This is a genomic window from Hymenobacter sp. PAMC 26628 (assembly GCF_001562275.1).
Lineage (GTDB): Bacteria > Bacteroidota > Bacteroidia > Cytophagales > Hymenobacteraceae > Hymenobacter.
In genome coordinates this window covers 3,607,954-3,620,753 of record NZ_CP014304.1, presented here as the reverse complement: position 1 = coordinate 3,620,753, position 12,800 = coordinate 3,607,954, and the positions used below count along the sequence as shown (strand labels likewise).

11 protein-coding genes are annotated in these 12,800 nt (G+C 63.3%); 1 reads left to right on the top strand and 10 read right to left on the bottom strand.

The genetic code is table 11. The annotated features are described in order from the left end of the window. Nucleotides 1-24: 24 nt before the first annotated feature. The 6 genes from AXW84_RS23460 to AXW84_RS15755 form a co-directional block, all read right to left on the bottom strand. Nucleotides 25-414: a four helix bundle protein gene (locus AXW84_RS23460; RefSeq protein WP_071891422.1), complete on the bottom strand. Its 390-nt coding sequence runs from the start codon at nucleotides 412-414 to the stop codon at nucleotides 25-27. A gap of 22 nt (nucleotides 415-436) precedes the next feature. Continuing rightward, the gene (locus AXW84_RS15775) at nucleotides 437-1,351 is read right to left on the bottom strand and encodes an AAA family ATPase (protein WP_068239532.1); all 915 of its coding nucleotides are present in this window, start codon (nucleotides 1,349-1,351) and stop codon (nucleotides 437-439) included. Between the two features lie 284 nt (nucleotides 1,352-1,635). Then, on the bottom strand, nucleotides 1,636-2,958 hold the full coding sequence (locus AXW84_RS15770; protein ID WP_068235258.1) for a DUF4350 domain-containing protein: 1,323 nt from the start codon (nucleotides 2,956-2,958) through the stop codon (nucleotides 1,636-1,638). A gap of 17 nt (nucleotides 2,959-2,975) precedes the next feature. Next, the gene (locus AXW84_RS15765) at nucleotides 2,976-3,791 is read right to left on the bottom strand and encodes a DUF4129 domain-containing protein (RefSeq protein ID WP_068235255.1); all 816 of its coding nucleotides are present in this window, start codon (nucleotides 3,789-3,791) and stop codon (nucleotides 2,976-2,978) included. A gap of 45 nt (nucleotides 3,792-3,836) precedes the next feature. After that, nucleotides 3,837-4,778 (bottom strand): hypothetical protein, encoded by a 942-nt coding sequence (locus AXW84_RS15760; protein WP_068235250.1) that lies wholly within the window; start codon nucleotides 4,776-4,778, stop codon nucleotides 3,837-3,839. Between the two features lie 60 nt (nucleotides 4,779-4,838). After that, nucleotides 4,839-5,801, bottom strand: a complete 963-nt coding sequence (locus AXW84_RS15755) for a stage II sporulation protein M (protein ID WP_068235247.1) — start codon at nucleotides 5,799-5,801, stop codon at nucleotides 4,839-4,841. Between the two features lie 129 nt (nucleotides 5,802-5,930). Between AXW84_RS15755 and AXW84_RS15750 the strand changes: the two genes are divergently transcribed. Then, entirely contained in the window at nucleotides 5,931-6,644 is a 714-nt protein-coding gene (locus AXW84_RS15750) for an RDD family protein (protein ID WP_068235245.1), read from the top strand. A gap of 100 nt (nucleotides 6,645-6,744) precedes the next feature. Here AXW84_RS15750 and AXW84_RS15745 read toward each other — a convergent pair whose 3' ends face one another. The 4 genes from AXW84_RS15745 to AXW84_RS15730 form a co-directional block, all read right to left on the bottom strand. Next, nucleotides 6,745-8,271 (bottom strand): RagB/SusD family nutrient uptake outer membrane protein, encoded by a 1,527-nt coding sequence (locus AXW84_RS15745; RefSeq protein ID WP_068235242.1) that lies wholly within the window; start codon nucleotides 8,269-8,271, stop codon nucleotides 6,745-6,747. A 12-nt stretch (nucleotides 8,272-8,283) separates the two neighbouring features. After that, the gene (locus AXW84_RS25985; RefSeq protein ID WP_236943351.1) at nucleotides 8,284-10,200 is read right to left on the bottom strand and encodes a TonB-dependent receptor domain-containing protein; all 1,917 of its coding nucleotides are present in this window, start codon (nucleotides 10,198-10,200) and stop codon (nucleotides 8,284-8,286) included. Next, nucleotides 10,163-11,464 carry a SusC/RagA family TonB-linked outer membrane protein gene (locus AXW84_RS25980; RefSeq protein ID WP_236943144.1) on the bottom strand — a complete coding sequence of 434 codons (1,302 nt, stop codon included), beginning with the start codon at nucleotides 11,462-11,464 and terminating at the stop codon, nucleotides 10,163-10,165. The genes AXW84_RS25985 and AXW84_RS25980 overlap by 38 nt, the downstream gene beginning before the upstream one ends. A 521-nt stretch (nucleotides 11,465-11,985) precedes the next feature. Further along, nucleotides 11,986-12,693 carry an SDR family oxidoreductase gene (locus AXW84_RS15730; protein WP_068235232.1) on the bottom strand — a complete coding sequence of 236 codons (708 nt, stop codon included), beginning with the start codon at nucleotides 12,691-12,693 and terminating at the stop codon, nucleotides 11,986-11,988. Nucleotides 12,694-12,800 lie beyond the last annotated feature (107 nt).

The following is a 12,800-nucleotide window of genomic DNA, read 5'->3' as shown; positions in this document are numbered from 1 at the left end:
ATTAAAAATTAAAAATGATTCAAACTATTTTTCGCTTTTTAGCTCGCGTGATGAGATGATAATTGCGGCAAGAATTCGTTTTAGCTCATCGGCATCATTAATCAACGACTCCGCCAGTCTTGGTTCGAGGCATTCTGTGTCGCGCAATAAACGCAGCCAGTAATGAGATTCACGAGCTTCTTCGTAAGCAATGCCACATTTTGCCGTAAAATCTCGTCGTGAGAATCCGCCTATTGCTTCTTCCACATTCGCTCCAACTGAGGTGCCGCAGCGCAAAATTTGATCAGCTAAAGAACGAGGGTGTTTGTTTTTAATTAGCAATTTGTAAAGCAAAACAGTGCGCTTCGAAAACGCATAGCTCTTGATTAATATCGTATTTTCTCTTTCATAAATGTTAGATAATTCATAATTCATAATTCATAATTTTTAATTCCATTTACCGCGGTACTTCCACCGACTGCACAATCTGCTGCACTACTTCATCCGGCGTGCCGCCTTCCATTTCGCGCTCGGGCGTGAGCAGGATGCGGTGGCGCAGCACGCTGGGGGCCAGAAACTGCACGTCTTCGGGCGTCACGAAGTCGCGGCCGCGCAGGGCGGCCAGGGCCTTGGCGCCGTTGAGCAGGGCTAGCGAGGCGCGGGGCGAGGCTCCGAGGTACAGGGCTTTGTGGGCGCGCGTCTGGCCCACGAGCTTGGCGATGTACTCCAGAATGTTGGGCTCGGCGCGCTGCTGGCGCACTTGCGCGCGCAGGGCCCCCAGGTCGGCGGCCGACAGGATGGGCTGCACTGAATCGAGCGAGGTGCCGCCGAAACCGGCGTGGTGGCCCTGCAAAATCTGCACTTCTTCGGCCAGGGTGGGGTAGCCCACGCGCAGCTTGAACAGGAAGCGGTCGAGCTGGGCCTCGGGCAGGCGGTAGGTGCCTTCCTGCTCCACGGGGTTTTGGGTGGCCAGCACCAAAAAGGGCTCCTGCATGGCGTAGGTGGTGCCGTCCTGCGTCACGGTGCGCTCCTCCATCACCTCAAACAGGGCCGATTGCGTCTTGGCCGGGGCCCGGTTTATCTCGTCAATCAGCACCACGCTGGCGAAAATGGGGCCCCGGCGAAACTCAAACTCGCCGGTGTTTTGCCGGAAAATAGACGTACCGAGCACGTCGGCCGGCATCAGGTCGGGCGTGAACTGGATGCGGCTGAACGGCACGGCCAGCGTGCGGGCCAGCAGCTTGGCCATGAGGGTCTTGGCCACGCCCGGCACGCCTTCCAGCAGCACGTGGCCGTCGGCCAGCACGGCCGTGAGCAGCAACTCCAACAAATCGGTTTGGCCGACGATGATTTTGCCAATCTCGGCGCGCATGGCCTCGGCGCGGGCCGCGAGCTGGGCAAAGTCGGTGCGGGGCGCAAAGCCGGCGGCCGCTTCGGGGGCGGGCGCGGATTCGGCCGCCGGCGTATCATTGCCAGCGGCAACGTTCAGCGGGGCGGCGTCGGGGGCGAGGTCAGTGGGTTCCATGCGGTAAAAAAGAGGCCCCCGGGAGGCGAAACGAGCGGCAAAAAGCCCGTTTCCAAGCCGTTAGGGCATTATAGCGGAATAGTGCAATTAGGTAAAAACGGCGTTTCTAGGTTCAGTGCAAAAAGTCTAAATCACCCAGCTTCGCGCCGGAAATCAGTAATGGCCCGGCTGAGCTGGAGCAGCGCCCGGTCGTCGATTTGGGGCGCGGTGCGGGCGAAATTTACGAGCCGCAGCAGCTCGTCCACGCGGGCGCGGGGCAGGCCGGCCTTCTGGCTCAGCCGCTCGCGGAAGTCGTTGTCGCCCAGGTCGGGGCTGGTTTCGTGGAAGCGCACCCGCAGGTAATCCAGGAACAGGGCCACCCGCTTTTCGGCAATCAGGGCGTGGTTGCGGCCCTGGCGGTACAGCCCCGCCACGGTGCGGATAAAAAGCAGCGTGGTGTTGGGCAACGGCTTGAGGATGGGGATGATGCGCTGGCGGCGGCGCGCCTCCACCAGCACAAACAGCAGGGCCCCCAGCAGCGTGAGGTAGTAGGCCGCGCGCAGGGCCGGGTGGGCTAGCAGCACCCGCAGCAGCGACTGGTCGCCCAGGGGCCCCTGCTTCTGGTACTCGTCCCACCAGGCGGCGCGGGCGGGCAGGTAGGCCAGGGCCCCGGCGGCAAAGCCCGCGGTGCGGGGCCGCAGTAAGTAGTAGTTGGTAAAGGCTAGCGGCACCGAGCAGAGGAAGAAATGGCCCGCGCCGTGGTCGAGGCGGATGAACACGGCGCGGCCTTGGGCGTCGGTGGCCAGCGTGCGGCCGGCCCGTCCGGCCTTCACCACCAGGCGGGCCCGGGCCAGCAGGGCCGGCAGCCGGTAGCGCGCGCCGGCCAGCGCCGGGTTGGTGAAGCGCACCGCCACCGAGTCGGCGGCGAGCAGGCCGCGGGGCCCGGGGCGGGAAGTCACGGCCACGTCGTCGGTGTAAAAGCCCAGCGAATCGCCCAGCACGGGGCCCCGAAAGTCGTCAGCTGTGATGAACACGTCGTTGCCCAGGGCCACGAAGTGCAGCAAGGCGCGCGCGTCGGCCGCCGAAGCCCCAAAACCATCGTTGATGAACAAGTAATTGGCCCGGGCCGCCCGCACCACGGGCCCGGTGGCCGCGGCGCGCGGCGGTTCCGCCTCGGTAGAATCGTTGGCCTTGGCATTAGTCTGGCCGACGCTATCCACCTCCGCCTCCGCGGCGGCATCCGGCTCCGGGGCCCCGGTGAGTTGGGTGTAGGCCGAGCGGCGCACGGTGGCCACCGAATCGGTGCCGAGCAGGCGCGGCAGCTGGTCGAACAGCACGAAGGTGCCGTAGGGAATCTTGTCCTTGTTAATATAGGTCGGCGACCAGTCCAGGGGCTTGGGGCGGTAGTATTCCAGGGCCACGTAGGCCCCGAACAAGGCCAGCAACCCGAGCACATACCAGCGAAACGTCGTCATGGGCACAGCGAAAATAATTAGGCGGGGCGGTGGGCCGGGCCCCCCGCCAGCTGGCCGGCCAGGGCCCGGTGCCCGGTGCGCACGTGCGCGTACTGCCCGGCCGTCAGCCCCAGCTCGCCGTACCACACGTACTCGAATTGCCGGGTTATTTCGCGGAAATCGGCGCGCAGGGGGCCCTGGGCGGGCAGCTCGGCCAGGTAGGCGTGGTTGGTTTTGTTGGGCTGCCAGTCGATGAAGCCGCCGTCGGCCAGCTGCTTGAGCAGCTGCAAGTAGCCCAGGCGCACGCCCAGCCGGAAGTTGCCGGTGGCCTCGGCCTCGGCCAGGCGGGCGGTGAAGTCGACCGCGTGAATATCCTCGGCGGCCGCGTCGTAGGCCAGGGGGCCCCGGCGCGGCCCGCGGCCAAACACGCCGGTCAGGTCCACCTGCAACAGCTTCAGCACCACAAATACGCCCGCCGCCACGAACAGGGCGTAGAAAACCCAGCGCCAAAAGTGCGTGTAGCTCCGCTGCTGCAACCAGTTTTGCACCCGCTGCCACAGCCGCGCCCAAAACAAATCCCAGGCGCTGAGGTGCGGCACCGCCTCGGCGTAGTCAAAGTCGCGCTGGCCGCGCAGCTCGCGCAGCCGCGCCGCGTCGGGCCGGCGGGCGGGCAGCGGCGTGGCCTGGTCGGCGGGCAGCGGGCGGGTGGCCGTGTCGGCCGGCGCCAGGGCCCGCGCTGGCTCTTGCGCCGGTGGGGCCCCGGCGACGCCCGTAGTGGCAAGCAAGCCCACGGCCAGCACCGCAGGTCGCAGCCAGGAGAACGGAAGCAGGGCGAGCGGGCGAGGCGTTTTCAAAAGGAAAGAATGGGGCACGGGCAGGCGCGGCGACGGCGCAATGGCTTAGTATTCACCGTCGTCGTCGGGGCGGTAGGCGTGGGGCCCGGCGGCCACCGGCGCCTGGCCCAGCTGGTCTACCAGGGCGTGCAGGCTGCGGCTTTCCTTGCGCTCCACCAAGTTGAAGTATTGAAACGCCAGCACCAGCAAAATGGGCGGGTACACCAGCAGCGTGAACAGGGTGGTGATGGACGTGACGGTAACGGCGAACAGCGGCGATTTGACGGCGTGCACCATCGACGTGAGGCCGCCGGCCAGCAGCGCGGCCACGCTGCCCGCGGCCCCCAGCAGCACGTAAAGCAACAGCACCATGATGAAAAGCACGCCAAACGTGGACCACCACTTGCCCCGCGTCAGAAACAGGCAGCGGCTGATGGTGTCCCTAAAGCCTGTGCCTTCGACCAGCCGCACCACGAAGAACAAGCTCAGGGCCACCATCAGGTAAAAGCCCGGCAGCACAAACACGACGAAGCCCAGTACCAAAACGAAGCCCAGACCCCAAAGCGAAAGAAACGTGCTCAAAAATTCACGCTTCACCACCGCCCATACGTCGGCCACGCTGATGGTGCGGCCCGGGCCGGCGGCGCCCGCCAGGCAGTGCAGCAGGTAGCCATATACGCTCAGGACGATGAGGGTTGTGAAAACCTGGCTCGTTAACGTGTTGAGGTAATATGTGGGCGTGGTGAACATGGTGCCGTACAGGGCCTGCTGCTGCTGCCAGGCCCCGCCGCCAGCCGCGCCCGAGGCCGTTTGCAGGGTGGTCAGGAATCGGGTTTGCAGCAGGCCGGCCAGCACGGCCCGCACCAGGGCGGCGGGCAGGGCAATGTAGAGCAGCACCCGGCCCAGGGGCCGGAAATGCACGCCGATGAACTCGAACGTGGCGCTGATTTTTTGCCCAAAGTCGCGCTCTTGGCGGAAATCGGATTCTTGCGAGTAAGTGTTGGCCATAGCGTTGGGAAAGAGATAAATGGGTAAAGAATAAAGCAAGCGGGATAAAGTTAGCTGCCCTTACGCGGCCGCCGGTGGGGCCCCCAGCTGCCGCCGCAGCCGGATGGGGTACCACACGAAGTACCACCCCAGGAACGCCGCCGACCCGCCGATGATGGCCAGGCTGGCCGCCAGCGGCATCTCGGTGTGGCGTGTCACGAAGCTTTCCAGAAAGCCCGCCACGAAGAACAGCGGCACCAGGCTCAGGGCCAGCTTTAGGCCCTCGCGGGCCGAACGCCGGAACGCCTCGGCCCGGCTGTAGGTGCCCGGAAACAGCAAGCCCCGGGCCATGACGAAGCCCGCGCCGCCGGCCAGCACGATGGACGAGATTTCGAGCGTGCCGTGGATCCAGATGGTGAGCAGCGACTGCCGCAGCACGTGCTGCTGGTAAAAAAAGTACTGGAACGAGCCCAGCATCACCCCGTTTTTGAAGAGCATGTACGCCGTGCCCACGCCCCCGGTAACGCCCGCCGCGAAGGTGAGCAGCGCCACCCGCACGTTGTTGGCGGTGATTTGCAGGAACATCGAGGCCTGGCCATCGCTCTTGTAGATGGCCATCGGGTCGCCGCGGCGGATGTTTTCCAGGGTCTGGTCCACGTAGCCGTCGCCGAGCACGGCCCGCACAAACGTGTCGTCGTAGGCCGCCGACAGGGCCCCCAGCGCCGTGAAGAGCAGGAACAGGGCCAACGCCCAGGCTAGCGTGCGGTGGTGGCGGCCCACCACCAGCGGCACCTCCCGGGCCCAAAACCGCCCGAAGCGCCCGCCCGCCTCCCGCTTGTTGCGGTACAGGGCCTGGTGCTGCTGGGCGGCCAGGGCATTGAGGTAGGCCGTGGTGGGCGAGGCGGGGTAGAACGTTTGGGCAAAAGCCAGGTCGTCGGTCAGGGCCACGAAGCGGGCGGCCAGCTCGTTGGGGTCGGCGGCGGGGCCGGCCGCATACTGCTGCCAGCGGGCCTGGTTTTGGCGGAGAAAAAGGGCTTCGCGCATGACGGAATAGTGGGCCTTAAAGGTAGTAGCCAGCGCCGAAGCATGATTGTTTATTCATCAACCGCCCGCCGCGCAAACATCTTAGCGGCGGGCCGTATTTTCGGCGTGCCCTTTGCCCCATCCCCGCCCATGAGCACCCTCCGCATCCACACCACCCAAAACGTCAGCCTGGAGTATGAGGTCGCCAGCGTGGGCGAGCGCCTGCTGGCCACGCTCATTGACTACGCCCTGTACCTGGTGTGGTTTGCCCTGTGCGGCGTGCTGCTCTACAAGCTGGGCGCCAACCAAGACCGCGTGGCGCTGACGCTCATGCTGCTGCCCACCACGTTCTACTTCCTGGCTTGCGAAGTGTTTTTCAACGGCCAAACGCTGGGCAAAAAGGCGCGCCACCTGCGCGTGGTGCGCCTCGACGGCACGGCCCCCGGCCTCGGGGACTACTGCCTGCGCTGGCTGCTGCGCCCTTTCGAGGTGCTGCTCTTTTTTGGGGCCCCGGCGCTGCTCACCGTCCTCATCAACGGCAAGGGCCAGCGCCTGGGCGACCTGGCCGCCGGCACCGCCGTCATCAGCCTGCGCCCGGGCGCGGCGCGCGCCGAGGGCCTGGGCCTGCCCGCGGTGCCGGCCGACTACCAGCCCGTTTTTGCGCAAGCTGCCCACCTCGCCGACCACGACGTGGCCTTGCTCCGCCAGCTGGTGCACCAGGCCAACGCCCGCGGCAACTTCTTGCTACTGCACGAAACCGCCAACAAAGTGAAGGCCCTCACCGGCATTGCCACCGACCTACCCGACCTGCCCTTCCTGCAAACCGTGCTGCGCGACCACGCCCATTTGGCGGCCCAGGCGTAGGGCCCCAGGGCCCCGGAGCCCTACGCCTGGGCCGCCCAAACGAAAAAAGGCTTGCCCGGTGGGGCAAGCCTTTTTTGCGGTTAACCAATTTGCTGGGGCCCTAGTTGCGGGTCATCAGGGTGTTGGTGGCCAGCTCGGTGGACGGGATGGGCCACACGTAACGCACATCGGTGGGCACAATGGCCGGGGCAGAGCCCTTGGCCGGAATGGTAGCCCCGAGCCGCAGCAAGTCGGTGTTGCGCAGGCCCTCCCCCAAAAACTCGATGCGGCGCTCGAGCAGCAGCGCGTCGGTGGTGGCGGCCACCGTGCCCAGCCCAGCGGCGGTATAGGGCGTGGCGTTGGAGCGGCTGCGCACGGCGTTGAGCAGGGCCAGCGCCTGCGCGTTGATGGTGTTGGTCGAGCGAACCCGGGCCTCGGCTAGGTTGAGCAGTACTTCCGAGTAGCGAATGACAGGCGCTTTGTCAATGAAAACGGGGCCCGTGAGGTACTTCGTCAAAAAGTAGTTGGTGCCTACCTGGGCCACAAAGTTGGTGCGGCGGGCGTCGGTAGCCGCCCAGCCGGTGTTGGCGTAGATGCTGCCCGCAGCCGTATTCAGCACGTACTCGGCGCCGTTGCCATTGTAAATCGGCGCAGTAGCAAGCAGCTGCGACGGCAGGTAGTAAGAAGCCAGCGAGTTTTGGCCGCCGGGCGTGTTTGCCGCCGTGAAGGGGAATGACAGAATGCTTTCGGTCGTTTCCTGGGAGCCTGTAAAGACGGCGGCTATGGAGGAGTTCAAGGCATTGGGCACACCGCTGGAGGCCGTGAACGGGGCAGTGGTGGCGGTGGCGGGGATAATTTTTTCCGCCTCCCGAATCACGTCGGTGTAGAGGCCCATCGTCAGGTACACCCGCGTTTTCAGGGCAATGGCCGTGTTGCGGTGCGCCCGCGTCACGTTGTCGAAGGAAGTGCTGTAGGTGAGCGGCAGGTTTTGCTCGGCAAAGGTCAGGTCGGCCAATATCTGGGTGTACACTTCGCCCACCGTGCTGCGGGCCAGGTCGTTGCTGCCCAGGCCGGTATCACTCAATAACCGCAGCGGCAAGCCGGGGCGGGTGCCCCCGCCATCGGTATACGGCCGGGCGTAAAATTGCAGCAAGGTGTAGTAGCACAGCGCGCGCAGCAGCCGGGCCTCGCCCTGGTAGCTGAGGGAAGTAGTAGCAAAAGTGCTCGGAAACGTGGGGGCCACAAACGAGGCGGCGTTGGCATCCAGGCCCCCCAGAAACACGTTTATCTGGTTGATGGCGGCGTAAGCCGCGCCCCACATATTCACGACGTCGTTCGTCGAGGTTTCAGTTTCGGTGTGGTTCCACACCGTCAGGCCCGTTACGGCGTTGTTGGTGCGGTTCAAAAAGTCGTTGGCGCGAATGTCGCCGTACACCTGGGCGCGGCCGCCGAGCAGGTTGCCGGCCTTCACGTAGCTGTAGAGCCCCTGCACCTGCAAGCCGATCCGGGCGGGGTTGCTGAACACTACCTGGTCGGAAAGGGTAATCTGGGAGGTGGGGTTCAGCAGGTCGTTGTTGCAGGAGAAAGTGCCCAGGCCCAGCAGCACAGTGCACGCGGCGACGGTCGTCTTTTTTAAAATTGATTTCATAGGGTAGTACAATTAAAAACCAATGTTGAGGCCGGCCGTGTACGTCCGGGCTTGCCCTACCGAGTTGCGGTCGACGCCCGCCGCGCCATTGCTGGCCCCATTCGACGAGATTTCGGGGTCGATGCCGGTGTAACCGGTCACCAGCGCCGCGTTTTGCACCTGCACGTACACGCGGAGCGAGGCTACTTTGAGGGCGCTCAGCTGCGTCTGGCTGAGGGTGTAGCCCAACTGCACGTTGCGCAGGCGGGCAAAGTCGCCCTTCTCCACGTTGGACGACATAACGAGGGCCGAGCCGTTCGAAACGTTGTCGCCGTACACCACGCGCGGGTACTTGGCGTTCTGGCCCGGGGTGGTCCAGCGCTCCAAAATGTCTACGTCGTTGTTCCAGAAACGCTGGTCGTGCAAGCCGGCTTTCGTGCCGTTGTAGATGTAGTTGCCGCCCGAAAACTGGATAAATACGCCCAGGTCGAGGTTCTTAAAGCGGAACGTGTTGTCGAAGCCGCCGTACCAGGTGGGCAGCACGGGACCGTAGTACACGCCATCAACGAGTTGGTTGGGGGCCGTGGTGCTGGCGCCGTTCGTGCCATCGGCGTTCACGGTTGTCCAGCCCGCCGTCAGGTCGAACTGCGCCACGGTGCCGTCGGCTTTCTGAATCAAGCGCCGGCCATTGGCCGGGTTTACCCCCAGCGTCGGCACGGCCAGGATGCTGCCAATCGAGCGGCCGACCTCCGTGTAGTTGACCGTTTCCAGGCCCGAGGTAGCCGTGCCGATGCGCTGGCCTTGGGTGGCCAAGGCTTCCACGCGGTTTTTGAGGGTGGAGACGTTGCCGCTCACCGTCCAGCTAAAGTTTTTGCCCTGGATGGCATTGAACCGCAAGTCAAATTCGAGCCCGCTGTTCAGCATCGAGCCCACGTTGGCCTGCAGGATGTTGCCCAGCGTGCCTGGCCCGGGCGTGAGGCCCGCGGCAACGTTCGGAATGCCGCGGGAGGGCGCCGTGGGTACGTTCAAAATCAGCCCGTCCACCAAGTTGCGGTAATAGGCGAAGTTGCCCGACAAGCGGTCTTGCAGGAAGCCGAACGATAGGCCGATGTCCGTTTTCTTGCTGGTTTCCCACGTCAGGTTCTGGTTGCCGGCGTTGGTAAAAAAGAGCGTAGAGTTGGCCGCGTTCAGGCCCGAGGTATAAGTGGACTGCGAGACGAAGTCACCAATGCCTTGGTTGTTGCCCACTTTGCCGTAGCTGCCGGTCACCTTCAGAAAAGAAAAGACCTGGGCAAAAGCGGCGTCCTTCCAAAAGTTTTCCTCCGAAATGGCGTAGCCCAGCGAGGCCCCGTAAAAGTTGCCCCACTTCTTAGCAAAAGCCGAGCACCCGTCGCGGCGCGCGTTAAAAGTCAGCAGGTACTTGCGGTCGTAGTTGTAGTTGACCCGCCCAAAGAAGGACACCAAGTAGTTGTTGCCGTAGTCATTGCCCGTCGCAACAATGTTGGTGAAGTTGCCCTGGAAGGTGGTGAAGAACGGGTCGGCCACCAGCGAGCGGGTAGCGCCCCAGCGCAGCACATTGGTTTGCTGCTGCTCGGTGCCAACCAGCACCGACAGGTTGTGCTTTTCGCTAAACGTGCGGTCGTACTGGGCCGTGCTCTGCCAGTCCCACCGCTTGTTGGTGCGGAACACGTTGGTGGCCGAGCCGCCGGGGAAACCATCGCCGGCAAGGGGAGTGCTGAACGACTTGTCTTCGAAAGAGGTATTGTCGAGGCCGAGTTGCGTGCGCAGGTTCAGGCCTTTCAGAATTTCCCACCCCAAGTAGGCGCTGCCCTGAATCTGGTTGCTTTCGGACGTGTAGTAGTTGTTGTCGAGGTCTACCACGGGGTTGAAGTAGCCGGTCACCAAGCCGCCGCTAGCCCCGGTGGGGTTGAGGTTGGCCCCCGGGCCAATGTTGGCCCCGCTCGTGTTGTAGGTGCCGTCTGTAAGGGCTGATGTTGGGCGGCAGTACCAGCGGCACCCGGCCGAGGCCCGAAATGCCAAACGCCCCGTCTGCGCCGCCCACCGAGCCCGAGTTGGGGGAGGAGTTGAGGTTATTGGAATAATTGAAGCGCAGGCCTACTTTCACCTTGTTGAAGAGCGTGTGCTCCACATTCAGGCGGGCCGCGTAGCGCCGGAACTCGTTGTTTACCAGCATGCCCTTCTGCTTAGTGTAGTTCACCGACGTGTAATAAGTCGTTTTGTCGGTGCCGCCCGAGAAGTTCACGTTGTGGCTGTTCGAAAAGCCCGTGCGGTAGATGTAGTCGTACCAGCGCGTGTCAACCGTGCTGCCGTCGGGGTTAATAGTGGGCAGGAAAGGGCCCCGGGCATTCACCGGGCGGCCCTGGTTGATGTTGAGGTTGTTGACCGCCTCGTTTTTAATGGTCATGTAGTCCGTGGCGCCCAGGACATCGTAGAGGCGCACGGCTTGCGTGAGGCCGGCCCAGCCGTCGTACGACAGCCGGCCCTGGCCTTTCTTGCCCTGCTTGGTCGTGACCAGAATGACGCCGCCCGCCGCCCGCGAGCCGTAGATGGCCGTGGCCGAGGCGTCTTTGAGCACGTCCACGCTCTCAATGTCGGCCGGGTTGATGTTGCCCAGTGGGTTGTTGGGCACGGCGCCGATGGCCGAATTATTACCCGTGAAGGTTGGCACGCCGTCAATTACCACCAGGGGCTGCGTGCTGAGGGCAATTGAGTTCACCCCACGAATCCGGATAACGGGCGGGTTGTTCAGTACCCCGTTCGGGGTCGTGATGTTGACGCCCGCGGCCCGGCCCTGCAGGCCTTGGTCGAAGCTCTGCACCGGCAAGTTGGCAATTTCTTTGCCCGCTACGGTGGCTACGCTGCCTGTTAGGTCGCGGCGCGACTGCGTGCCGTAGCCTACCACCACCACTTCGTCCAGCCCGGTAGGATTGGCAACGAGCGTGATGTTAATGGCCCCTTGGCCGTCAATTTTGGCCTCCTTGCTGTCGTAGCCGACAAAGGAGTAGGTCAGCGCCGTGGCCGTGGGCGGTACGGCCAGCGAATACTTGCCGTCGGCATCGGTGGAAGTGCCTTGCGTTCCGCCCTTCACTACCACGGTCACGCCCGGAATGGCCGTGCCGTCAGATCCAATAACCCGGCCCGAAACAGTGCGCCCTTGGGCCCGAAGATCCTGCGCCGCGAAGACCAGGATCAAGGAAAAAAACAACAGTAGTATTCTTCTCATGAGTTTAATTATGTGGAAAATGGTGACTATGCTTGCGAATATAGTTGCGCAATCCAAATCACTACATGTATTCTTTACAATTAAATCATAAAATATTCATAATTATGATTTAAAATTCTGATAAACAGTAAACTGCATGAGAATATTTATCAAATATTACCGATGAATTATCCCAAATGGTGAGGGCCCTGCTCACCAGATTCCGTAGCTACCGGAATTTGGTGAGCAGGGCCCCTGCTTCGAATAATGCACAATGTTGTGGTTATACCCCTGTGACCAAGTAGGGCATTAGCTAAAAATTGAGGTTTTAGCAGTTACTGTGCCTTTTGCTAAAGGGTTAATCAAGAAGAAATCTTGATTTGCTTCATCATCTTTGAGGCGCAACAAACAGCGCAATATTTAGCCAGTACATCGGCACTAACGTCTTTTTGTTGCGTTAAGCCAGCCAAGGGGTTTCGCCCCGGGAAGCAGTGCTGCCCAGGTGCGACTGCCTACCACGGCACGGGCTGGTTTTGCCAGGTCACGAAGCCGCCGTTTTCTTCGGCGTGGAGCTGTTCGGCCAGGCGGATGATGCCGCGGGCCGAGTCGCCGGGCTCCTGGGTGGCGTGGTCGCCGCCCATGCCGGTGCGCATCCAGCCGGGGTCCACCACCACGGAAAGGATGCCCTGGTGGCCCACTTCGGCGGCCAGGCTGCGCATGTACATGTTCAGGGCCGCTTTGCTAGCGCTGTAGTGGTAGGGGTCGCCGGAGGCTTTCCAGGTGAGCGAGCCCAGGCCCGACGAGATGCTGACGATGCGCGCCTTGCCGCCGGCCCGCAGCAGCGGCAGCAGCGCCTGCGCCACCAGCAGGGGCCCCACGGCGTTGATGCGGAAGGTTTCGACGGCGGCCGCGGCCGAGAGTTGGCCCAGAGGCTGGCCCTTGCCGCCGGGCTGGTACACGCCGGCGTTGTTGATGAGCACGTCCAGGCCGTCCACGGCCTGGGCGGCGGCTTGCGCGGCGGCGGCGATGGAGGCGTCGTCGGTCACGTCGAGCGTGAGCAGCGTCAGGCGTTCGGCGTACTGCCGGCGCAGGGCTTGCAGCTCGCGGGCGGCGTCGGGCTGGCGGCTGGCGGCGAGCACGTGGGCGCCGCGCTCAAGGTACTGGCGGGTGAGCTCGAGGCCCAGGCCCCGGTTGGCCCCGGTGATGAAAATGCGTTGCATGGAAGGTAAGAAGGGTGAAACCGCCCGCCCGAAACCCCGGCCGGGGCCCTGGAACCGCCAGGACTTCGGAAAGTTGAGCAAGAAATGTCCTTCCCTCCAAAGGCCGC

Coding starts and splice junctions, on each gene's coding strand:
- AXW84_RS23460 (WP_071891422.1), bottom strand. CDS start 414: ATGAATTATGAATTATCTAACATTTATGAAAGAGAAAATACGATATTA.
- AXW84_RS15775 (WP_068239532.1), bottom strand. CDS start 1,351: ATGCGCGCCGAGATTGGCAAAATCATCGTCGGCCAAACCGATTTGTTG.
- AXW84_RS15770 (WP_068235258.1), bottom strand. CDS start 2,958: ATGACGACGTTTCGCTGGTATGTGCTCGGGTTGCTGGCCTTGTTCGGG.
- AXW84_RS15760 (WP_068235250.1), bottom strand. CDS start 4,778: ATGGCCAACACTTACTCGCAAGAATCCGATTTCCGCCAAGAGCGCGAC.
- AXW84_RS15755 (WP_068235247.1), bottom strand. CDS start 5,801: ATGCGCGAAGCCCTTTTTCTCCGCCAAAACCAGGCCCGCTGGCAGCAG.
- AXW84_RS15750 (WP_068235245.1), top strand. CDS start 5,931: ATGAGCACCCTCCGCATCCACACCACCCAAAACGTCAGCCTGGAGTAT.
- AXW84_RS15745 (WP_068235242.1), bottom strand. CDS start 8,271: ATGAAATCAATTTTAAAAAAGACGACCGTCGCCGCGTGCACTGTGCTG.
- AXW84_RS15730 (WP_068235232.1), bottom strand. CDS start 12,693: ATGCAACGCATTTTCATCACCGGGGCCAACCGGGGCCTGGGCCTCGAG.